General features: G+C 51.8%; 20 protein-coding genes. 8 read left to right on the top strand and 12 right to left on the bottom strand.

Going from position 1 to position 22,669, the window contains the following annotated elements; translation table 11 throughout:
• Nucleotides 1–6: 6 nt before the first annotated feature.
• The 3 genes from RIC19_RS00500 to RIC19_RS00490 form a co-directional block, all read right to left on the bottom strand.
• Complete coding sequence (locus RIC19_RS00500; RefSeq protein WP_350175716.1) at nt 7–1,305, bottom strand: PQQ-dependent sugar dehydrogenase; 1,299 nt, start codon at nt 1,303–1,305, stop codon at nt 7–9.
• Between the two features lie 209 nt (nt 1,306–1,514).
• Complete coding sequence (locus RIC19_RS00495) at nt 1,515–2,078, bottom strand: fasciclin domain-containing protein (protein WP_350175714.1); 564 nt, start codon at nt 2,076–2,078, stop codon at nt 1,515–1,517.
• A gap of 111 nt (nt 2,079–2,189) precedes the next feature.
• Nucleotides 2,190–3,641 carry an SDR family oxidoreductase gene (locus RIC19_RS00490; RefSeq protein WP_350175712.1) on the bottom strand — a complete coding sequence of 484 codons (1,452 nt, stop codon included), beginning with the start codon at nt 3,639–3,641 and terminating at the stop codon, nt 2,190–2,192.
• A gap of 143 nt (nt 3,642–3,784) precedes the next feature.
• Here RIC19_RS00490 and RIC19_RS00485 point away from each other — a divergent pair, with 143 nt between their 5' ends.
• On the top strand, nt 3,785–4,696 hold the full coding sequence (locus tag RIC19_RS00485) for a peptidyl-alpha-hydroxyglycine alpha-amidating lyase family protein (RefSeq protein ID WP_350175710.1): 912 nt from the start codon (nt 3,785–3,787) through the stop codon (nt 4,694–4,696).
• A gap of 103 nt (nt 4,697–4,799) precedes the next feature.
• Nucleotides 4,800–4,928, top strand: a complete 129-nt coding sequence (locus RIC19_RS00480) for a hypothetical protein (protein WP_350175708.1) — start codon at nt 4,800–4,802, stop codon at nt 4,926–4,928.
• Between the two features lie 811 nt (nt 4,929–5,739).
• Here RIC19_RS00480 and RIC19_RS00475 read toward each other — a convergent pair.
• From RIC19_RS00475 to RIC19_RS00465, 3 genes are all read right to left on the bottom strand, one after another.
• Nucleotides 5,740–5,874 (bottom strand): hypothetical protein, encoded by a 135-nt coding sequence (locus RIC19_RS00475; RefSeq protein WP_350175706.1) that lies wholly within the window; start codon nt 5,872–5,874, stop codon nt 5,740–5,742.
• 574 nt (nt 5,875–6,448) lie between these two features.
• Nucleotides 6,449–7,111, bottom strand: a complete 663-nt coding sequence (locus tag RIC19_RS00470) for a hypothetical protein (RefSeq protein WP_350175704.1) — start codon at nt 7,109–7,111, stop codon at nt 6,449–6,451.
• A gap of 466 nt (nt 7,112–7,577) precedes the next feature.
• Nucleotides 7,578–9,623 carry a transketolase family protein gene (locus tag RIC19_RS00465; protein ID WP_350175702.1) on the bottom strand — a complete coding sequence of 682 codons (2,046 nt, stop codon included), beginning with the start codon at nt 9,621–9,623 and terminating at the stop codon, nt 7,578–7,580.
• Nucleotides 9,624–9,948: 325 nt separating this feature from the next.
• Here RIC19_RS00465 and RIC19_RS00460 point away from each other — a divergent pair, with 325 nt between their 5' ends.
• Entirely contained in the window at nt 9,949–10,386 is a 438-nt protein-coding gene (locus RIC19_RS00460; protein ID WP_350175700.1) for a LexA family protein, read from the top strand.
• On the opposite strand, the gene RIC19_RS00455 is transcribed toward RIC19_RS00460, so the two are convergent.
• The 4 genes from RIC19_RS00455 to RIC19_RS00440 all read right to left on the bottom strand — a co-directional run bounded on the left by RIC19_RS00455 (nt 10,387) and on the right by RIC19_RS00440 (nt 14,385).
• Entirely contained in the window at nt 10,387–11,403 is a 1,017-nt protein-coding gene (locus RIC19_RS00455) for a TerC family protein (RefSeq protein WP_350175698.1), read from the bottom strand.
• A 405-nt stretch (nt 11,404–11,808) separates the two neighbouring features.
• Nucleotides 11,809–12,192, bottom strand: a complete 384-nt coding sequence (locus tag RIC19_RS00450) for a YqaE/Pmp3 family membrane protein (protein ID WP_350175696.1) — start codon at nt 12,190–12,192, stop codon at nt 11,809–11,811.
• Nucleotides 12,193–12,306: 114 nt separating this feature from the next.
• A complete protein-coding gene (locus RIC19_RS00445; RefSeq protein WP_350175694.1) occupies nt 12,307–12,765 on the bottom strand; it encodes a hypothetical protein in 459 nt (152 codons plus the stop codon).
• A gap of 177 nt (nt 12,766–12,942) precedes the next feature.
• Nucleotides 12,943–14,385: a pyridoxal phosphate-dependent decarboxylase family protein gene (locus RIC19_RS00440; protein WP_350175692.1), complete on the bottom strand. Its 1,443-nt coding sequence runs from the start codon at nt 14,383–14,385 to the stop codon at nt 12,943–12,945.
• 111 nt (nt 14,386–14,496) lie between these two features.
• On the opposite strand from RIC19_RS00440, the gene RIC19_RS00435 reads away from it, so the two are divergent.
• From RIC19_RS00435 to RIC19_RS00420, 4 genes are all read left to right on the top strand, one after another.
• On the top strand, nt 14,497–15,627 hold the full coding sequence (locus RIC19_RS00435) for a glycosyltransferase family 4 protein (RefSeq protein ID WP_350175690.1): 1,131 nt from the start codon (nt 14,497–14,499) through the stop codon (nt 15,625–15,627).
• Nucleotides 15,628–15,730: 103 nt separating this feature from the next.
• The gene (locus RIC19_RS00430; RefSeq protein ID WP_350175688.1) at nt 15,731–16,432 is read left to right on the top strand and encodes a glycosyltransferase family 2 protein; all 702 of its coding nucleotides are present in this window, start codon (nt 15,731–15,733) and stop codon (nt 16,430–16,432) included.
• Nucleotide 16,433: 1 nt separating this feature from the next.
• Nucleotides 16,434–16,787, top strand: coding sequence for a DUF2304 family protein (locus tag RIC19_RS00425; protein ID WP_350175686.1), 354 nt, complete (start codon nt 16,434–16,436; stop codon nt 16,785–16,787).
• Nucleotides 16,784–17,875: a glycosyltransferase family 4 protein gene (locus tag RIC19_RS00420; RefSeq protein WP_350175684.1), complete on the top strand. Its 1,092-nt coding sequence runs from the start codon at nt 16,784–16,786 to the stop codon at nt 17,873–17,875. The genes RIC19_RS00425 and RIC19_RS00420 overlap by 4 nt, the downstream gene beginning before the upstream one ends.
• Here RIC19_RS00420 and RIC19_RS00415 read toward each other — a convergent pair.
• Together RIC19_RS00415 and RIC19_RS00410 are read right to left on the bottom strand one after the other, a co-directional pair.
• Nucleotides 17,864–18,526, bottom strand: a complete 663-nt coding sequence (locus tag RIC19_RS00415; RefSeq protein WP_350175682.1) for a sulfotransferase family 2 domain-containing protein — start codon at nt 18,524–18,526, stop codon at nt 17,864–17,866. The genes RIC19_RS00420 and RIC19_RS00415 overlap by 12 nt on opposite strands.
• Nucleotides 18,523–19,245 (bottom strand): sulfotransferase family 2 domain-containing protein, encoded by a 723-nt coding sequence (locus tag RIC19_RS00410; protein WP_350175680.1) that lies wholly within the window; start codon nt 19,243–19,245, stop codon nt 18,523–18,525. The genes RIC19_RS00415 and RIC19_RS00410 overlap by 4 nt, the downstream gene beginning before the upstream one ends.
• A gap of 301 nt (nt 19,246–19,546) precedes the next feature.
• Here RIC19_RS00410 and RIC19_RS00405 point away from each other — a divergent pair, with 301 nt between their 5' ends.
• Nucleotides 19,547–22,651, top strand: coding sequence for a lamin tail domain-containing protein (locus RIC19_RS00405; protein WP_350175678.1), 3,105 nt, complete (start codon nt 19,547–19,549; stop codon nt 22,649–22,651).
• Nucleotides 22,652–22,669: the final 18 nt, after the last annotated feature.

Below are 22,669 nucleotides of genomic sequence, written 5' to 3'. Positions count from 1 at the left end.
TCTTACTTATCCGAGGTAGCGGACTTTCCAGACCTTTCCCTCTACGGAGTCGGTAATGTAAAGGCTGCCATCGGGCCCGACGGCCAGTCCGGTGGGGCGATGTTTGGCATCTTTGGGTTTTTCGATGGTGGTCTCGGCAGCGATATTGTCCACAAAGATTTCCCAGTCGCCGGTAGCGGCACCGTTGCGCATGGGCACAAAAGCCACGAAGTAGCCTTTTTGAGGCAGGGGTGCCCGGTTCCAGGAGCCATGGAAAGCGATGAATACGCCTTCTTTGTATTGCTCCGGGTACTGATCGCCCTGGTAAAAGACCAGGTCATTGGGTGCCATATGCCCGGGGAAAGCAACAACGGGCGCTTCTATACCTTCACACCGGCCCTGCGTTTTTCCATCACCACCGTATTCAGGGGCCAGTACTTTCTTGCCCTGCTTGTGATCAAAATAGCAGTACGGCCAGCCGAAGTCGTCGCCCTGATCTACTTTAAGGAATTCCTCGGAAGGCAGTTCGGCGTTTTGCTCATAGCTGTACATACCCGGGAAAAGGTAGCTGAGCTGATCCCGCCCGTGCTGCATAGCGTACAGCTGATTGCCTTCATGGTTGAACTGAATGCCTACGCAATTGCGCAGCCCGGTAGCGAAGCGGGTCCCGTTGGCTTGCTGGGATTGCCCGGTTTGGGCTGCATCAAACTGCCAGATGCCGGCCTGCCATTCCAGCTGAGGGCAGGGGTCCTGCCCGGTGGAGCCTTTCGTGCGCGCTTCTTTCATACAGGAATTAGAAGGTGCCCCTACATTGACATACAGGTGCCCGTCGTTGTCGAAGGTCAGGGACTTGGCTTCGTGTGAGCCTTGTTGCGGGAAACCGCTCACCACGAGTTCGCGGCTGTCTTCGTCGGGGACAAGAGCACCGTCTTCCGGTAGTGGATAGCGGAAAACCTCCGTTGTGGAAGAGCAGTACAGGTAGCCCTTGTAAATTTCCATGCCGGTGCCGGTATGCGCACCGAAGTAAGCCAGGGTATCAGCCCGGCCGTCGCCGTCATTATCGCGCAGGGCAGCAATGCCTTTTCCGTCTTTTAGTTGTTGCAATTGTATGTAAATATCGCCATTGTCGCGTACCGCAATGTGCCGGGCTCTGCCTACGGAATCAGCAACCACTACGGCTTCAAAATTATCGGGCAGGATAAGCGTAGGGTCTGACCAGCGGCTGGACTTTGCCTTGGTCGTTGCCGGCAGCTCTTCAGATACGTTGGTGTTGTTGGCGCAGGCCATAAGCCCGAGCAGTAACGTTAAAGTCAGTAAATATCGCATGAGTAGTTGGTTGGTTCTTCTGTTGTAACAGATGTGCAGGCGGGGGGTTCAGGGGGACTGTAACGTCGGTTCAATTGGAGAGATACTATAAATAAAGGCTAGACAAAAAAAGACTTGGCAAAACCCTGATACGGGCACTTGCCAAGTCTGTCAAATAGGCATTTTAAGCCTGTTGTTTACGTTAATGCAGGTTGATAAACCCTGGCTTGCTATGGCATCACCACGGTATCAATGACGTGAATGGTGCCGTTGGACGCCTCAAGGTCAGTCTTAAAGACCTGGGCGCGGTTGCCATTCTCATCAATCAGGTAGACGGCGTTGCCTTCAGCAATTGCTTTGAGTTCTGCGCCATTGACGGTGGTCAGGGTAGCGGTGCCGTCGTTGGCTTTAATGGCTTTCACGACCTGATCGGCAGTGATTTTGCCCGGCACAACGTGGTACGTCAGCAAAGCCTGCAGCTTCTCCTTGTTCTCTTCGAGCAGGAGCGTGGCTACGGTGCCTTCCGGCAGCTTCTCAAAAGCCGCATTGGTTGGTGCAAACACGGTAAAAGGCCCGGGCTGTTGCAGGGTTTCTACCAGACCGGCAGCCTTTACGGCAGCGACAAGGGTGGTATGCATTTTGGAAGAAGCCGCTACATCAACGATGTCCTTTTCGCCCATCATCTTGGTTTTTTCCTTCTTCATCTTTGCTTTTCCATCGTACTGAGCCTGCAAGGGAGAACCTAAGAGCGCGACCATCATAATACTGGTTACTAATGCAATACAATTTTTCATAGCTTACTTTTCAATTAAAAAATGATTTATCGGGTGATTTCAATAGGCTTACGAGCTAAAGGAAAGATCAGATTTCCAGAAGGCCGTTTTTTTTCAAAAAAATCAGAGGCTTTATTGCTCTTCCCGGAAGCGCTCTACATTGTCGACCATGCCACGGAACACAAAGTAGTGAAGGGGCTGTATGGCACCCCAGTAAAGGCGTCCGGCAACGCCAAAGGGCCGGAAGGTTGCTTTTTGCCGCAGGTAGGCTTTCCCGTCTTTGTGCTGAATGCGAAATTCCAGCCAGGCTTCACCGGGCAGCTTCATCTCGGCGTAAAGGAGGAGCCGTTGTTTGTCTTCGTCGGCAATGAGCACCCGCCAGAAGTCGAGGGCATCGCCATCGTGGATGCGGGTGGGGTGGGTACGCCCCCGGCGCAGCCCGATGCCACCGACGAGCTTGTCCAGGTAGCCCCGCAGTTTCCATAGCCAGTTGGCATAGTACCAGCCTCTTTCCCCACCAATGCTAACTATATTTTGCCAGACTGCATCTGGTGTATTATGAGCAATTGGAATGATTTGCTCGTCCTTAAAACAACCATACTCCGGCACCTCTATGTAACGGTTCAGAGAAGCTTTGGCTGAGCTGGACACCAGAGAATCTTTCCAACTACTCACGACCATATTTTGCTGGATTTTATCAAAGGCGAGCGCTACTGCCTTTTTGTAGGGCACTAAGTCAATCCCCAACTCCTGGGCAAGATTATTAGGCCGGCAAATGACGTCAATCTTCATACTATTCACAAGATTGACCGCCAGTTCGTAGGTGGTGGACGTTACGAAGTAAAGCCAATAAGAAGACAAACGCGGGGTCATGACGGGGACGATATACACGTACCGCTTCAAACCACGCGCCATGGCATATCCGAGCAGCATTTCCCTGTAGGTCAGGATATCCTCTGCACCGATATCGAAATTTTTGCCATAGTACTGTTCTTTGAGCATCACACCAGTCAGAAACTTGATGACATCCCGGATCGCAATCGGCTGACAGCGGGTACTCAGCCAGCGCGGGGCAATCATTACCGGCAGTTTTTCCACCAAATCTCTGATGATTTCAAAGGAAGCGCTGCCGGAACCGATGATAATTCCTGCACGTAACGCTGTAAGGGGTACTTTGCCCCCTTCCAGTATTTGCTCCACCCGCAGCCTGGACTCCAGATGGCTTGACAGTTCATCGCTGTTGACGATGCCCGTGAGGTAAATAATCTGCTGACAGGACGTTGCTTCCAGGTAGGCCTTGAAATTCGTAGCGGCCTGTTCTTCCAGAGATTTGAAGTCATCAATAGCAGCGGAGAGCGAGTGGATCAGGTAGAAAGCCACATCAAATTCCAGGGGCGCCACCTCAACCGGTACCGGGTTCAGGAAGTCTACCTGAAAAATATCTACCTGTGCCTCCCACCCTTCCGGCACTTCAAAAGTGGCAGCATTGCGAACACAGCATATTACCTCATATCCTCCCTCCAGGAGCACAGGGAGGAGCCGTCTTCCGATATAACCGGTCGCGCCGGTGAGTAAAATACGCATGTGGCGTTGTTTTGTTGTTGGAACGGTATGCCAGGGCGGAGGTTCACCGTTAAGACAAAAGCCTGTACGGTAGTAATATACAGGAAAGCCCATGAAAGTTGGTTGTAGCGGAGGGCTATTTTTATCCAAAAAAAGGACTTGTTATGATCCGGATGATTTTTTTACTGGCTCTTTCCATAAGCCTGGCCCTCGCTCTTACCGCCCAACCTGCTGCCCAGTACACCGCCTCCGGGCTGCGCCTGCAACTACCCGATGGCTGGCTGCTGGGCGAAGTGGCAGCAGTGGAGAAGAATGCCGAAGGCCACATCTTCGTTCTTAACCGAGGCGACCACAAACTGCTAGAGTTTGATGGAAACGGCACCTTTATTAAAGAGATCGGAGCAGGCCAGAATACCTTCGAGGTACCCCATGGGCTAAAGATTGATGCCGATGGCAACATCTGGACGACTGATGTGGGCAGCCATATCGTCATTCAGTTTTCTCCTGCAGGCGAAGTCCTGAAAGTACTGGGCAGAAAGGGGCAGCAAGGCGAGTATATGAAAAAGTGGAACTACGTCATCTTTGATCAACCTACAGATGTTGACTTTGGCCCAGACGGTAGTATTTATGTCGCCGATGGCTATGGCAACAACCGGGTGGTGAAGTTCAATAAAGCCGGCGAGCACATCAGAACCTGGGGTACGAAAGGTATTAAACCCGGAGAATTTGACCTGCCGCACTGCGTCACCGTGCACGATGGTAAAGTCTATGTAGGCGACCGGGAGAATAAGCGCATACAGATTTTTGATCTTGATGGCCATTATCTGGATCAGTGGGACAATACGGGCTACCCCTATTCCATCAAAATCCACGACGGTTATCTGTACTCCCTGGATGGAGTGGCCACCAAGGTTTTCCTTTTTGATCTTAATGGCCGAAAGGTAGGCGAGTTTGCACCACCCAGAGGTTTCGCCCGAGGCGAGCTGAGCCTTCCCCACTGGATTGCGGTGGATGCTGAGGGGATATGGATTGCAGAGGTGCTCTCCTGGCGGGCCCAGCATTTCCATAAAGAGTGAAGCATAGCCCTTATACTCCCGGGGCCTGTGTTTAAATTCATTTGCCTCCTTTGGCGTCGCAACCATCCCGGAAGTTTGGATCATCAACCTGCCGAAGCAGCAGTTGGAGCAGTACACCGAGCCCGCTGCGGAAGGCTACCGCTGTATACGGATTTACCGGGCGGGGGATACATTGGAGCTGGATTGGATTGAAGGTAGATTGGAGATGGGGCGGTTGTTTGGGGCATCCTGATTTTTGCCTCTTTTTTGTTTCTGAATCTGCTTAAGCATAAGTGTGACACCTACGGCGTCAATTAAAGGGGAAGACCATTTTTTTACTGACTGTCGACCCCTACTGGGGTCGTACATCAGTAATCTTAAGCTTAAATTGTGGCTTCGACTCCAGCGGACCTGTCTGCCGTGCGCAAGCGGGCAGGGTCGCACTTTTTGTCTTTCAATGCTTGTTTAGAGGTGCTGCTTTGGTAGCGAACCTGCCCTGCGTATTGAAGCACTTGGGCAGGCAGAAATGGCAGATTTAGGGTTCTCAAGCAGCCATTTTTCCGCCGCTGGAAAAGCTGCTGCCTCATCCGGATTTACCGGGCGGGGGATACATTGGAGCTGGATTGGATTAAAGGTAGATTGGAGATGGGGCGGTTGTTTGGGGTATCCTGATTTTCACCCCTTTCTTGTTGCTGAATCTGCTTAAGCATAAGTGTGACACCTACGGCGTCAATTAAAGGAGGAAGGCATTTTTACTTACAGTCGACCCCTGCTGGGGTCGTACATCAGTAATCTTAAGCTCAAGTTGTAGCATCGACTCCAGCGGAGTCGCACTTTTTGTCTTTCAATGCTTGTTTAGAGGTGCTGCTTTGGTAGCGAACCTGCCCTGCGTATTGAAACACTTGGGCAGGCAGAAATGGCAGATTTAGGGTTCTCAAGCAGCCATTTTTCCGCCGCTGGAAAAGATACTGCCTCATCCGGATTTACCGGGCGGGGGATACGATGGAACGGGAGTGGATTGGGAAATAGACAGGGGACACTTCATTCTTCAAAATCAGGGGCAACTACGCATGGGTATTGATTTTCCGGGCTACACTGATGGCTTGCTGCATGCGCTCCGCCTCCTCATCGCTCAAAGCACCCGCAAATTCTAATAATCCTGCCCCGGAATACAGAGCAACTGTTTCTTTCGGAGCCACTTCGCTACGTTCTTCTTCCCGGATTTGCTTAAGGATAGCCTCTACCAGGAGAATAAGTGTGACACCTACGGCGTCAATTAAGGGGGGAAGACTTTTTTTACTGACTGTCGACCCCTACTGGGGTCGTACATCAGTAATCTTAAGCTTAAATTGTGGCTTCGACTCCAGAGGAGTCGCACTTTTTAAAAGGTCTGTTCTTCCCATATTTTTAAGGTTCTATATTACAGGTAATTTCTTACGATCCTTTTGTTGGCCCCCACGTAAAGCTGGGGCAGAGCGCTTGGCAATGGCTTGGATTAAGCTCTACGCCAGCAGCCCAAGGCTCCTGTCGGGTCCCGGTTTTTACCGGGATCCGATAGGTTACACCAGGATTTTAAGCTGGGGCAGAGCGCTTGGCAATGGCCTGGCTTAAGCGCTACACCAGCAAGCCCAAGCCTCCTGTCGGAGAGCTTCCCTCCCGGTACTTTACCGGGATCCGATAGGTTATCCAAGATAAAGCGGGGGCAGAGCGCTTGGCAATGGCCTGGATTAAGCGCTACACCAGCAGGCAACGCTCTACGGCAAGTTTAAAAAATCACAAATATCGAATCAGCTCCTGCCCCATCTCCAAATTACACAATGTGCCCTTTCGAAGCCCCGCATACTCCCTTGCGGAAGAATAATCCCAATCTGTATTTTTGCTAACCAATCCTGCTTCGGTTGGGTTGTCGTGGATATAACAGAAGCAGTTGTAGAAATAACCGTTTCCGGGGGCAAAGGGAGCATTCGTAACCCCTCCAACAGTTACAAATTCATCTATCCAACCATCTTTCGCTTTGCACTTAGGGCGAAAAACCACCCCTGTATGCCCCTGCTCTTTATTAATGGCCTGGGCATACGACTGCAAAAGGATCCCTATGGACTGGTTGATACTGATGACCTGTTCATCTTCTTTACTGCCTATGCGCTGCCGGTTAACAGCTTGTGCCGCATCACCATATTGCTGCTTACGCCTCAACCACTCGATATGATCTACATGGGACCATAGTGTATCCCTCGAGATTTCTGCCGCCTTTACATAAAACAACCAATGAAAGTGATTGGGCATTAGGCAATAGCTAAGTAAATCACCAAAAGGCAGCAGGTAAGCACGCATTTTCCAGAGGAAGAACTTGTAATTACGGTCTGAATGGAAGACCTGTTGCTCGTTATTCCCTTGGTTATAAATGTGAAAGGACTGATTGGGGTAAAGCTCCATACCGCCTTTATTTGGTATACAAAATAGCCTAAATTCCGTAAAAAACAGAAGTGTAGAGGTGTTATCCCCGGATAAAGCTGGGGCAGAGCGCTTGGCAGGGGCTTGGGTTAAGCTCTACACCAGCAGCCCAAGGCTCCTGTCGGGTCCCGGTTTTTACCGGGATCCGATAGGTTACACCAGGATGAAGCTGGGGCAGAGCTCCGGGCAATAGCTTGGATTAAGCGCTACACCAGCAACGCAATGCTCCTGCCGGGTCCCGGTTTTTACCGGGATCCGATAGGTTACACCAGGATTTTAAGCTGGGGCAGAGCACACGGCAATGGCCTGGCTTAAGCTTTACACCAACAGCCCAAGGCTCCTGTCGGGTCCCGGTTTTTACCGGGATCCGATAGGTTACACCAGGATGAAGCTGGGGCAGAGCTCCGGGCAATAGCTTGGATTAAGCGCTACACCAGCAAAAACAAGCTTACTCAAAATCCTCCAGGTAGCTCACCGCACCTTCGTAGACGCGCTCGGCAGTGAAGCCGAACTTCTCGTCCAGGACGTCATAGGGGGCGGAGGCTCCGAAGTGGTCCAGGCCAGCGACCTCGCCCAGTGGGCCGACCAGGCCGCGCAGGGTGACCGGCAGGCCAGCGGTAAGGCCGTAAGTAGGCACATCGTAAGGCAGTACATCGAGCTGATAATCAATAGGCTGATTGCGGAATAAGCCTTCAGACGGAGCGGAAACCACCCGTACTTTGAGTTTTTTCTTTTCCTGAAGCAGCTTAGCACCTTCAATCAAGGTGGCTACTTCTGAACCATTGCCCACCAGGATCAGGTCCGGGTTGCCGCCTTTTTCCTTTTGAACGATGTAGGCGCCTTTTGCCGCTTCCAGTGCAGCCTCGTAACGGCTACCATTGGCCGGCAGGCTGGCAATATCCTGACGAGACAGGATTAGCCCGCTTGGCCCATGCGTATTTTCCAAAGCCAGTTTCCAGGCTACTGTCGTTTCGTCCACGTCTGCCGGGCGAAGTGCCAGGAAGCCATTGCGGCCCGAGTGGTTTTGCAACTGCTCCAGCAGGCGGATCTGCGCTTCCTGCTCAACAGGCTGATGCGTAGGCCCGTCTTCCCCTACCCGGAAGGCGTCGTGGGTCCAGATAAAGATCACCGGCTGCTCCATCAGGGCGGCCAGGCGGATGGTAGGTTTCATAAAGTCGGAGAAGACAAAGAAGGTAGCGCAAACGGGGACAACGCCACCGTGCAATGCCATACCGGTGCAGAGGGCTGCCATCGTCAGTTCGGAAACACCCGCCTGCAGGAAAGCCCCGCTGAAGTCGCCTTTGGTGAAAGAACTCGTCTTCTTCAGGAAGGCGTCTGTTTTATCACTATTGGAGAGGTCGGCCGAAGCGACAATCATATTATCGAGGTGGTCGGCCAGGTAGCTCAGCACGGCACCGGAAGCATTCCGGGTAGCCTGCCCCGGTTTTTGCTTAATGCCCGCCCAGTCCAGCTCAGGCAGCTCTCCGGACAGGAATTCCTCCAACTGCCCGGCCTTTTCCGGGTGCGCTGCAGCCCAGGCTTCATGCTCCGTCCGCTTTTGCTCAGCGTAGGCGTGCTTTTCTGTTTTTACCTCTTCGTAAAATTCGGCAACCTCCGGGAAGACCGCAAAGGGGTTTTCCGGATTACCCCCCAGTGCTTCTACTGTTTTATTGAAGGAAGCGCCCGCACCGCTCAAAGGCTTACCGTGCGTAGACACCTGACGCTCGAAGGAGCTGCCGTCTTCTGTCACTGCGCCTTTGCCCATAATCGTTTTACCAATAATCAGGGAGGGGCGCTCTGTTTCTGCTACTGCGGCATCCAGTGCCTTGCGGATAGCATCCTGATCATTGCCCTCAATCGTTTGTACATGCCAGCCCCAGGCTTCGTATTTCTTGCCTGTATCTTCGTCCATGACCTCGCTCACCTCGCTCGAAAGCTGAATGTCATTGGCGTCATAAAACATCACTACATTGCCGAGGCCCAGGTAGCCTGCCGTACGGCCAGCACCCTGAGAAACTTCTTCCTGAATACCGCCGTCAGAAATGTAAATGAAAGTCTTGTGCGCCATCCATTCCCCGAAGCGGTCCACCAGGAAGCGTTCCGCGATTGCGGCACCAATGCCGAAGGTATGCCCCTGACCAAGCGGCCCGGAGGTGTTTTCCACGCCACGCGCCACATCAAGCTCCGGGTGGCCCGGCGTTGGACTGCCCCACTGCCGGAAGTTTTGAAGGTCTTCCGTACTGTATAGCCCCAGCAGGTGGAGTTGGCTGTACAGCATCGCAGACATGTGGCCGGGATCCAGGAAAAAACGGTCGCGGAAGGGCCAGGCCGTGTCTTTGGGGTCATAGTTCATATACTCCGTAAACAGGATGTGCATGAAGTCAGCACCGCCCATTGCACCACCGGGGTGGCCGGAGTTCGCTTTTTCTACCATTGCGGCGGATAGCACGCGAATGTTGTCAGCAGCTTTTTGTGTGATTTTCGGATCTGCCATATTATAACTGATAATTTTTGATCAATAAAAAGCAGCAAGCCGTCAGGAACCATCGAAACAGCGGAGGACAGCCCGATTAACACTGCGCTCCGGCCCGGGCGGGCTTTTCTTCCGCATTCTCCTACCAAACACTTGCTCCAATTTCAAAGGATACCTAATTCCGGATGTTCAACCGGCCCTCTGATTTTCGCCCGAATATAGCTAAACTCTGAAGTAAATTGGGAGCGTAGCCTTGACGGAAAACAATTCTCAACAAAAAATCATGCTTGCGCTTGCATTAAACACAATTTGTTTTTAAAATTGCATCAACAAAACAATCTGTGCTATGGTAAAAATATTGTCTTATGAAGACTTTCAGACCGTCCCGGTTGTGGACATGGGTGAGATGACGCCCTACCTGCAGGTCTCGGAAAGTGATGGAAAAAGCTTTCCACTGCCGGGCGAAGCGTACCATTTTATGCGGCTAGATTTGAGCCTGGCGCTGATTCGCCACCCGGCGCACACTTTTTTCTTACGTGTATCGCAGGAAACACTGGGCAGCGAAGGTTTCCTGACCGGAAATATTACGATTGCAGACCGGCAGGCCACACCGAGGCACCGCGACATCATCGTTGCTTATTTTGAAGGCAGCTTCATCGTCTGCCGCCTGTTGATGAAGGAAGAGCAAATCAGTATACAGACCGATGAGGAAACCCTGATGCTTGAGCCCGATATGGAGTTCGCCATTTGGGGTGTGGTGAAGGATATGCTGATACCGAGGTAACTACTGCTCCTCTGAGCTTGCATCCAACTGGTCCGCAGCTGACTTAGCCGTATCCTGTGCAGCCTGCTCAGCCGGAGGTTCTTCTGCCTTTGGCGCAGCGTAGAGCGAAAACAGTACACCGGCGGTCAAAGAGGAAAAGATAACCAACAGGGACATCCATTCCGGAATATGCACGTGGTGCACCAATAGCATCTTCACGCCCACATAGGCCAGAATAAAGACCAACGCATGCTGCAGGTATTTAAAGCGGTCAAGAATGGAAGCCAGCACAAAATAGAGGGACCGTAGCCCCAGAATAGCAAAAATATTAGAAGTGAAGACCAGGAAAGGGTCGGTGGTAATTGCAAAAATAGCGGGGATGCTGTCAAAGGCAAACATGACATCTGTGGTCTCCACCACCATAAGAGCAACGAACAGGGGCGTTGCTGCCGTGATGTGTTTCCGCTTCACAAAAAAATGCTCCCCATCAAACTCTTTGGTCACGGGTATCAGGCGGCTGACGTACTTGATGACCGGATTTTGGTGGGGGTGTACGGCCCCATTAGAGGACCACATCTTGTAAGCAGAGTACAGCAGGAAAACGCCAAACACATAGGTTAGCCAGGCAAACTTTTGAATCAAAACTACCCCCAGAAAGATCATGATGCCCCGGAAAACCAAGGCACCAAGTATACCCCAGAAGAGTACCCGGTGCTGGTACTTTTGGGGTATGCTGAAGTAAGTGAAGATCATAGCAATCACGAAGATGTTGTCCATACTGAGCGACTGCTCTACGAGGTAGCCGGTCAGGTACTTCAATACCGCATCCCGGGCGGTCAGGGATTCCGGATTACTTATCCAGCCATTGCCGTAAGCGAAGTAAACGAAAACACTAAATAACAAGGAAAGGCTGACCCAGACCGAAGTCCACCCGAGTGCCTCACGCGTTGTGATGGCATGTGGTTTACGGTTGAAAACGCCAAGATCAAGCGCCAGAAGAAAAAATACCAGGGTAATAAACCCTATCCAAATAAACATGTAGTTGCTTTTTGGCAGTAAGCGCGTGTTTGCACTTTACCTCTTTACCTGAAAATGGCTTCTTGAGAACCTTATGCAGCCCATTTCCGGCTTCAAAAGCAAAGTTCTAATATACGCTCTAAGAACCTGCTGCTGTGTTGTGCTGTGATGACAAGTAAGTACTGTTTGGACGCTGCGTAACAGCGAAGTAACAGCTACTATTTGTTAAAGGCATAGGTACAGCCTTTGTTGTTTCCCCAAAGCAGCGCCCGGCCACTAACCGGCCTTTTCGGCCATTCTTGACATTTACCGTACAAAAAATGAGCTGCCGGCACTAAAAGCACGTTTGGAGGACTTTTACGTTGCAAATCACCTCCAAACATACTCAAACACTTGACAGACCACTAATGTGAACTATGGGAAATACTAACCCAAAATGACCACAAGCGTGTAAATCAGGCCAGGCAGGTAGAACAACAGCCACAAGAGCAAAGATATCAGCACACGTGTGGTGAAGTCGCCCTCATACAAAAACATACCCAGTGGTGGCAACAAGATCGTAATGATGATCAAGAGCAGTGTATCATCCGATAAGTCGGCCTTGCGCCAGTCTTTGACAGCGGTACGGATCGCCTTGCGTTTTGCACGGCGTTCCTGCCGTTTCTTTTTACGCAACGCTTTCTTCGTCAGTGTTGGCGCTTCCTCTACAGCAGTAGTGGTGGCAGCGGCTTCTACTGCAATAGCCGCCTGAGTGGGCACGGCAGCAAGTAAGCCAAACATTAAGGTCAGGGACAGTAGTAATCCTTTCATCAGATTTCTGTTTTGGTGAAATAAAGGCCAGGAAAGTACCCTGGCAACATGTCAAAGTACTATTTTCCTTACCTGAAATCCAAATGCATGTTCACTACGCCCTCAAAAATCCTATCACATTGGATCAATCATGGGCAAATCGGTCACTTTGGCTTCATTGGGCCCAATGCTAAGCCAGCCAATGAAACCACCGGAAGCTTTGGCAACGTGGCCCGCGAGGCTGAGTAAGCCTTCGTAAAAGTGCCGGGCTTGCCGCTTATCGATCTTTTTCAGCACGGCATTAACTTTGGAAAGCTGGTTGACCAACTCCGTCTGACGAGTGTCAGTATCCCGCGGCAAATCCACGATCATTGCCAGCAATCGTTCGTGGAGGTCCTGATCCAGTTTTTCGTAGAATTCCATCCACTCCGGGTGGAAATCAAAAGACCTGACGTGAGCTACCTTTTCGCTGGCAGCCAGCTCGGAATCATCAATAATGCCATCAGCACCAGCAACAAGCAAGACTACCTGAGGCACAGCATCGTACAGTACTTTTTTATCCTGAGGGGAAAGGGCATCAATACTTTTGAACATATGTTTATTGTTTTGTCGTCTGTTTACAGGTTATAGCGGCTCAAATCGTGAATCCATAACACCTCAAGAGCTTGTTGAGATTTCAGGCTTTAAGCCGCTGTCACTTTTGCTGCAAAAATAGTTTTTTGCTGTAAAAATAGCAGTGGCATTAATCATCAATTCTGTTTTTTATGCCTCCTACCTTCGGAATGGGTTGATGCTGAGCAGCCGGTTGAGCAGCCCCATCCACCGGGCAGGCTCGGGTATATTGTCTCCCCGACCGGCTTCCTCTGCCTGCTCCGATGCGGGCTCGCCGTAGAGGTCTTCGAACATCTTCCGCACATTTTGTTCTACCATTCCCCGGAAGGGGATACGCGCCATCAAACCATACAGGGCGGCATTTCCTTTGGCTTTCGCCTGTGGGTTCGCTTTCGCGAAATCAACGGCGGTGCCCAGGTCGTCAATGTACTGTTGCAAAACCGGCAGGTTTTGTGGCATAACGGTCACGTGTATGCAGTTGGGGCGCTGCTGACGGTCTACGTACCAGCCTTGCTCTGACAGCGCATCCGCCACGACAAAAATATCGGGGCGGTTATTCCGGGTGGTGAATGCCAGAATATTCATGCATGGCGACCCGATCAACTCCAATTCCGGTAGGCCATTTATTGCCGCCTTCAGCTGATCCACGCCCGACATCACCTTTTTGGCCAATTCCAGGTAGCGGTCCTGCCCCAGGCTGTTCATGGCCGCCCAGGCAGCAGCAATAGGCCCTCCGGAGCGGGAGCCAAGCAGGGTTACGGAGGCATAGATACCGCCCGCCCAGTCCGTCGTGATAAAAAACTGATGCCTGAGGAAGTCCATTTTCCGGTACAGCAATACCGAACTTCCTTTGGCCCCGTAGGCAAATTTGTGGGTATCCGCTGAGATGGAGGTCACTCCAGGGAGCCTGAAATCCCAGGGATGCACCAGGTCCGGGCGCAACTGCTCTACCCATGGCAGCATAAAGCCTCCAATGCAGGCATCCACATGCAAGGGCAACTGATGTTGCAGGGCCAATGCGGAAAGGGACGGTATCGGGTCCAGCAAGCCGTGCGGGTAAGAGGGCGCAGAGGCTGCCAACAGCAAGGTCTTCGGGCCTATTTGCTTTTCCATCGCCTCCACATCGGCTTTCCCGCTGTCCCCAACGGGCACCTTTTTGATGGTAAGCCCCAGTATGTGGGCGGCCTTCTCAAAAGCCGGATGTATAGTTGCCGGCACAACCACTTCATTGCACCCGCGCCTGGCTTTCCGCCCCCACTCCCGGTAGGTGTACAAAGCCAGGAAGATACTCTCGGTCCCGCCCGAAGTCATGGTGCCCGCCGTCTGCTCGTCCCCGTGGAGCATAGCCGCGGTCATAGCCACCACTTCCTTCTCCATCCGTTGCAGGCTCTCAAAGGCAAAGGGGTTGATATAACTTTCAGAAAAAAACAGGTTGGAGGCTTGCTTCAATAAGGCGTTATGTGCCTCATCTACTTGGTAGACCATGCTCCAGGTACGCCCTTCTTTCCAGCGGACATCGCCGGATTTAAAGCTTTCCATTTCCGCCAGCAAAGCTTCCGGGCTGCGGCCGGTTTTAGGTATGCGCTTTTTTTCGGTGTTCATAGGGGCGAATATAATGGATTGGTTTTGCTTTGCCCACCACCTGGCGGGGCTTCCAAAATTTACTGAATAGGGCAAAGATTGTACCTTAGCCGCACAGCACAGGTGAAAATTATGAAAATAGCTATTCTTGCCGACCCTATTGACAATCAGCGGGGCGGCGTGCACGTCTATACCCGGGAGCTGATCACTGCTTTGGTCGAGCAAGACCAGGCCAACGAGTATATTCTGGTGCGCGAGAAAGCCACTCCAGCTATTCCCGGCACACAGTCGCTTGTGGTGCCCAATTATCGCTTCGGGCTGGTTTTTGCGGCCTTCCGGATGCTTTTTATCATCCCGTTCCTGCTCCGCCGGCACAAGGTTGATGTTGTCCTTGAGCCTGCCCACTTTGGCCCCTTCAATTTGCCCCGGCGTGTGCACCGGGTCACGGTGATCCACGATCTGACCCCTTTGTTGTTCCCACAGTACCACCTTTGGCACAGTCAGCTGTTGCAGCGCTTATTCCTGAAGGGGATTCTGAAACGGGCCAGCCTGGTCATCACCAACTCCAGGCATACCCAAAAGGACGTGCTGGCGCATTTCCCCTTTTTAAAAGGCCGGGTTATTGCCGCCCACCTCGGAGCAAACCCCGACCTGGCTCCTGTCGAAGACCGCAGCTGGCTGGACAGACAAGGCATTGAAGCCCCCTATTGGTTGACCGTAGGCACTATAGAGCCACGCAAGAATCTGGTGCGGCTCCTGGACGCCTACCAGCAATACCGGCAGGAAGGTGGAGAAGCCCTGCTTGTAGTAGCTGGTCAACGGGGCTGGAAGTCGGAAGCTTTCTTTGGTGCGCTGTCGCAACATCCATACCGGCAAGACATCCGCCTGACGGGCTTTGTGCCCGATGAAGCCCTGCCTCAGCTGTACAGCCATGCCCTGGCTATGATCTACCCCTCAGAGTACGAAGGGTTTGGGCTGCCCGTGCTGGAAGCGATGTGTTGCAGCTGCCCGGTCATCTGCTCTTCTGTCTCCAGCCTGCCCGAGGTAGGGGGCGAGGTTGCCTATTATGTAGATTACCAGCAGCCGGCCAGTATTGCGCAGCAGATGCATGCCGTAGCCCGGCTCGATGATCAGGGCAGGGCTCAACTCAAACGCCGGGCGGTCAGATGGGCGGCACAGTTCACCTGGAAAGCCCACGCTGACGCCTGCCGGGAAGCCTTTCAAAAACTTGCGGTGAAACAACCACAGTCCGGTAACGTATAATTATCTTGCACATTCATCTGGTGTTCCAATTAAACTCTTAGAGCATGTTTGGAGCAATCTTTAAGTTTTGCACAACCTCTATTCTGAAGCTGAAAACCCCGAAATGACATCACCGGAACAAATATGGGTCATCATTCCCGCTTACAACGAAGGTCCTGTTATTGAGCAGGTCGTTTCAAAAGTAATTGCAACGGGTTTTCCCCATGTACTGGTCATAGATGACGGCAGCAAAGATGATACCGCCCGGCAAGCACGCAATGCCGGGGCGAGAGTCCTCTCCCACCCCATCAACCGGGGTGCCGGTGCAGCAGCCCAAACCGGGCTTGCTTACGCCCGAAGGCGGGGGTGGCCATACGTGGTACAAATCGATGCCGATGGGCAACACCATCCGGAAGATATCCACCGCCTCGTTGCAGCACAGGTGAAAACAGATGCCGATATTGTCCTGGGCAGCCGTTTCCTGTCTCCCTCTCCGGGCATCCCGCCTACCCGTATTTTTTACAACCGTATTTCCAATATCCTGACCAACACCTTCTGCAAGCGCAGTTATTCGGATACACAGACCGGCTTCCGGATGCTCAACCACCGCGCCATCCGCAACCTGCGCCTGCGCCTCGACGGCTTTGGCTATTGTAGTGAGATGATTGTACAGGCCGAGGAAAAAGGGCTGATCATTGCTGAGGCGCCTATACAAGTTACCTATACCGATTACTCCCTGAACAAAGGGCAGGACTTACTGATGGGGATTACCACTGCCATAGATTTGCTCTGGAAATTGCTATTTTACCCTTCAAAAATGAAATGACGTGAAGTTTGAAGTCTATCAGATCATCGTTCCACTGGCATCCCTGGGTTTTGTCTTCAACTTATTCCGGCGTTTCCTGAAATCCAAAGCAAGCTGGCAGGAAGCAGTGCTCGGAGCCACTTTTTGGCTTTCCGTTGGCGTATTTGCCCTCTTTCCCGATACGATCTCGAAAGCCATTGCCGACTTTTTCGGTATTAAGAGTAATATCAATGCCATCATTTTTTTCTGCCTGGGTATTATTTTCTTCTTCCAGTACAAGTTATTTTTCATGCTGAAGAAAAACCAGATGGCCACCACCGAGCTGGCCCGTAAAATCACCCTGCAACAAGCCGAAAAAGAAGACCTCCAATCGTGAAAATCCTTTTTGTCCTTGAGCACTTCTATCCTTACATCGGTGGAGCCGAAAAGTTATTCTATGAGCTGACTACTTCCCTGGCCAAAGCCGGCCACCAAATTGCAGTAGTGACGACCCTGTTCCGGCCCGATCTTCCCGAAGCGGAAGAGTTACAGGGCGTATCCGTCGTGCGGATCAAATGCCGCAACCGCTATTGGTTTAGCATGGCAAGCTTGCCTGCCATACGGCGGATGGCGAAAGACTATGATGTGGTCCATACCACCTCTTACAACGCTGCCCTCCCTGCCTGGCTGGGGGCATCTCTGAGCCGTAAACCGGTGCTCATCACCTTTCATGAAGTGTGGGGGAAATTGTGGTGGCAGCTGCCCTTTGCCAATTTCGTGCAGCGCAGCCTGTTTTACACCTGGGAGCAACTGCTGCTCAAGTTGCCTTTCCGGTACTTTATCGGGGTATCAGACTATACCCGTCAGGCTTTGCTAGATAGTGGGATACCTGCCGGAAAAGCCCTGCGGATTTACAACGGCCTCGACTATTCAGTATTCGAAGCCTACCAACACCAGCCACCGAAAGCCTTTACCTTCACCTACTTTGGGCGCCTCGGCATGTCAAAAGGGCTCGAACTCCTCTTGCCTGCAGCCCGGGACTTGCTGAACCGGCACCCGGAAGCCCGGTTCAAGCTGATCGTACCGACTTACCCCAAGCCGATGTACAACTGGGTGTTGCAGCAATTGGATGACCTGCAGATCCGGCAACAGACCCAGCTGCTGCACGACCTGCCCCGGGCTACCCTTTACCAGGAAATTGCAACATCATCCTGCGTAGTCATTCCGTCCTACAGCGAAGGGTTTTGCTTTGTCGCCGCTGAAGCCGCTGCCATGGGCGTACCCATTGTATCTTCCGGGCGCGGTGCACTCCACGAAGTAGTCAGCGGCCCGTGGATCCCCATGCAAAACATGACCGCGCAAGCCCTGTCGACAGCCCTGCACCGGGCTTTTGAGGGCAATTGGGAGCAGCGCCCCTTCCGGCCTTTCCAGCTACAGGAAGCCGTACAAGCGTACATTGACCTATATGCCGGCTTACCCTCCTGACCGTTTTTGACGCACCCAATCGTACAAAGCCATATCCTCTGCATTGAGCGCCTGAAGTTGATGCCGGGAAGCAAGGTCTCCCTGCAGGAGCTTATTCCGGAACCGGCGGTTGTCATTTAGGCGTGGCAAAGCCGGTATATCCTGCCAATCGAGCAGCTGGCCCAACCGCTGATAGTCGGCTTCAAAATGCTCCAACAGGCCAATAAAGAAGTAATCTCTGGGGTGCAGCCCCTGCATGAATTTCGACATGCGGTTGCGGTTCTCTTCCAGACCGGCGTATTCCAGAAGGGTCTCGTTTTTGCGGTGCGCGTTGGCAGCCGCCACCTCCGGGTTGTGTTCCGGGTGCAGTAAGCGGTGCTTGAAAAAAGAAAAGTTAGAGATCACCCGCTCAACGGGGTCACGCAGCCAGGTAATCACTTTGGCATTGGTTTGGATGTGCAGAGGCTGTACCTCCCCGTAGTATAAGTGGCCATGCAGTACTTTCAGGTGCGCGGGCAACGCCTGAGCAAGCCCACCCTGCTTCAGCGCGGCCTGATAATCGCGCCGACGGAAGGAAGCGGAAACCCGCTCTTCTCCGTAAGCCGTTTGTAATGCCCGGTAGAAGGAAGTGCCCCCGGTCTTCGGAATATGTATGGAAATCAGCTCAATCATGGCCGCCACTGCCCTTTCCCGCGCAATTCCAGCGCCCGTTGGTAAAGCGCAAGGTCCCCGGCATTGCAGGCTTCAATAACAGCCCGTTCTTCAGCAGAGATCTCCCGTTTACGCTTGCCCGTTGTATTGTGTTGGTAGGCTTCTTCAATAACCCACCCCATGCGCTTCGACAAGTGCTGCAGGTCTTCTTCCATATGCTCCAGTATACCAACAAACAGGAAATCGGTCAGGTCAAGCCCTTCCAAAAACTTGGACATCCGGTTCTGATTGATCGGTGCCTGCGCATATTCTGTAAGGCTGCGCTCCATTTTGCTGAGGATATTCACGCCCTGTCCCTCTTCGTCGAGGATCTCACGAAGGCGTTTGGACAGGTAGAAGTAATTGGACACCACCCGCTCCACCGGGTCGCGCAACCAGGTAATTTTGGGGATATCCGGCGGCAGCTCCAAAATGTTATTTACATGCGCCCAGGAGAAATGCCCATGTAGCACCCGGGCACGGTTGGGCAGGGTACGGCCCGTATACGGCTGTTGTTCCACCCTGAATTTACCACCACCACGGAGGGGCGTATCAAAACGTAGTACAGCTGCTTCCCCATACACATCGCGCAGCATATTGCGGAAAGAAGTGCCCGCAGATTTAGGGATATGGAAAGACAGCAACTCCAGTTGGTTGCCAATCTTGGGAGGGGAAGCCGGAAGGATCGTCTGCTCGCTCATTTCCTGTTTTTTACGAACAGCTAAGCTAAAAAAAAATCATTTGACACTTGCCGGCAAGTGCATACAGTCGAAATTTTCTGAAAAGTATACAAATAGTTAACATGCGTGAATTGGGCAAATCGCTGAGAATTGTTTATTTTGTGGCATCATTAGAAAAAATATGCACGCTCCCCCCGCACCGTAATTCTATTTACGACTATTTTAGGCTACTACTTATCATAAGCTCCCCCTTGTCTTCCACCCGGAGACCTCTTGATTTATTGGTAAAAAATTACTGAATCTATAAAACTATTACTACAGCATGAGACAAATTTACTTAATGCTCTTTGCGCTATGTATGTTCGGAACAACACTACAGGCACAAGTGCTCAATGAATTACTAATCAGCACGACCAACGTAGATGGCGCTGATGTGGAATACGTCGAAATTTACGGTGAGCCGGGCACACCACTGCTTGGTCTAAGTGTCATCGGAGTGGAATCTGATGATCAATCGAATAATGGAGCGATTGACTTCCGATTTGACTTTGGAGCCGATGACGTCATTGGTTCCAATGGGTTTTATCTTATTGGAACATCAAATGTCAATACTGAATACAGCGTAACCCCTAACAAAATTATTAGCAACAATTCCCTCGAAAACAGCAGTGCCACTTATGGTTTGGTGGTAACAAGCAGTATTTCCGGATCGGCTATTACCGGTGGAGAATTCTGGCGGGATGTGGTAGCCATTACTGATGGAGAAGGTAGTGAGTTCTTCTACTTTGATGCCCCGGTTATTGGTCCTGATGGCACTTTCTTACCGGCAGGCGTACGCCGGGTAACGGATGGCGTAGACACCGATATGGCCAGCGACTGGGTACTTAGTGACTTCAACCTGGGCAGTGATAATACGCCTACTGCAGGTACGCCAATGATGCCCTCAGCGCCAGTAAGCGACGGCTGTGAAGACCTGTTCATTTCTGAGTATATGGAAGGCGGCAGCAATAATAAATGTATTGAAATTTACAACCCTACCAGCTCATCTGTAAATCTTAATACAGGGAATTATCAAATTCTGATTTATGGTAATGGCGCTACTAGTGCAACTTCAACTATTGACCTCACAGGCGCTATTGCAGCGGGGTCAACCTATACCCTTTGTGACGATGGCACCGACTTTGAGGGGCTAGACTTTGAAGCTGACCAAACGTCCACTGCTTCTTTTTTCAATGGCGATGATGCTGTGGAGCTAAGGGCAGATGGAACCACACTCGATGTGTTCGGACAAATTGGAGTTCGAACCGATTACGGGACAAACAATACCTACCGCCGTAAATCTAATATCACCTCCGGTGATGCAGATGGCAGTGACGCTTTCGACAACACTACAGAATGGGACGAGTTCCCTCAAGATACAGCTGATGGCTTTGGGGCTCATACCTTTGACGGTTGTGGCAGTACTGGCGGAGGTGGCGGTAGCACCTGCGGCTTCACCAACGTATCCTTCTCTAACCTGAGATGCGGTACAGGTTTTAACGAAGGGGATTCTTTTTTTGATGTATCTGCAAATGCATCCGGTTCCTCAGGCTCCTACTTAAGTATTAATCCCGAAACAAGTATCGGATATGGCATCTTCTCTGGTACTGGAAATGGGCCTATATCTGGATCCGGTCAGGCAAGCATCACCGGCAACATTCCGGGAGAAGTAGCAAAAATTGACCTGCTCGATCAGATGAATGCTGATTGCAGGACGCCAACTTACTACTTCCGTGTACCCGAGTGTGTTTCCTGCCCAACCACCGATGACATCTTCATCAGCGAATTCCACTACGATAACGTTGGAACAGATGTCAATGAATTTGTGGAAGTAGCCGTATCGGATGCTTTTGAAGGCGACCTGTCCGGTATTGAAGTGGTGCTCTACAACGGCAGCAATAATACCTCCTACGATAGCGAAACCCTTGATAACTTTAGCGAAGGCAGCACGGCCAGCGGTATAACCTACTACTATTTCGAGTTCAGCTCCCTTCAAAATGGCAGTCCTGATGGTATCGCTTTGGAGTGCAACGGTGAGATTTTCCAACTCCTGAGCTACGAAGGCAACATGACCGTGAATGGCTTCGCCAGTACCAACGTAGGTGTGACTGAAGGCAGCGGCACTCCGGAGGAAGGCTCTCTGCAGCTTATTGACGGAGTCTGGACAGAAACCTGCCAGAATACCAAAGGTGGGGCTAATGCAGATGTAGACTGCTGCGAAGACCCAACTTTTGAATGTTTAGACAATGACGTAGTCCTCGACTTTGGTGCTTATAACCTTAACGAGGCGGATGTGGTTAACATCGACAATCAAGACAATCCGGAATCCTGCCCGGCAATCACGCTCGGCATGATCAGCCCTGCTACGCTGACTTGTGACGATTTGGGGCAAACCGTTATGGTGACTGTTATGGTCAACACACCGGAGGGGCCACAGAGCTGCACCGCCAACATTACCGTGACTGAAGAATCGGGTGAACTACCTGCGCCATGGGGCAGCAGTGATGTAGGCCTGGGCGATAATGCATTCAGCTACGGAGCTTGTAATGCCAATAATGGTGAATTCTCCATTACCAGCGGGGGCCGGAACTTCCCGTTGAAAGATGTCTCGGACAACACCGGCTTCATTTCTCAGGAACTTTGTGGCAGCGGTTCTATCACGGTTAAAATAGAAAGTCGTCAGGGCGGCTTCCCAGGTATTGCTATCCGCGAAAGCACAGCAGCCGGTGCCAAGATGGTGACGATGTTCACCAATCTGACCGGCAACGTATACTGGAGCACCCGTTACGAGACTGATGCCAACCGCAGCTTTACCTCTTTCTACCGCCCATTCCCACAGTGGTTGCGCCTGGTGCGCCAAGGCAATTATATCATTGGATACAGCAGCACCACCGGTAACAGCTTCTCCTTTGTGAATGCAGCTTACGTACCAATGGACGCCTGCGTTGAAGTCGGCATGTTGGTATTCTCCGTTAACAACAATCCTGGCTCCGGCGTATTCAGCAACGTGACCGTAACGGGCAACTTCAACCCTACCCTTTCTGAAGAAGTGCAGGATGCCATTGCCGGCATCAGCATGAAGCGTGGTGCGGAAGCGAATACGGGCAATACGGTAACGTTTGACGTACCGGCATCCACAGCGCTTACCACAACCTTATTCCCGAACCCAACCCGCGGAGCACTCAACCTGCGCTTTGAGAATGCAGCAGAAGGCACGACAGTAATCGTAGTGCGTAACCAGTTGGGCCAGGCGCTGAAGCAGCAGCAGGTTCCAATTGGTGCGGTACAAACCCAGCTTGATGTCGCTGATTTGCCAGCCGGCTTGTACTTCCTCGAAGTACAGGGTGAGGCGGGTATTTTGGAGACGCTGCGCTTTACCAAGCAGTAGCATCCCGGAGGCAACTGC

Origin of the sequence: Phaeodactylibacter sp. (assembly GCF_040219495.1) — a bacterium.
In the GTDB taxonomy this organism is placed as follows: domain Bacteria; phylum Bacteroidota; class Bacteroidia; order Chitinophagales; family Saprospiraceae; genus Phaeodactylibacter.
This window is presented reverse-complemented; position numbering and strand designations above follow the sequence as displayed.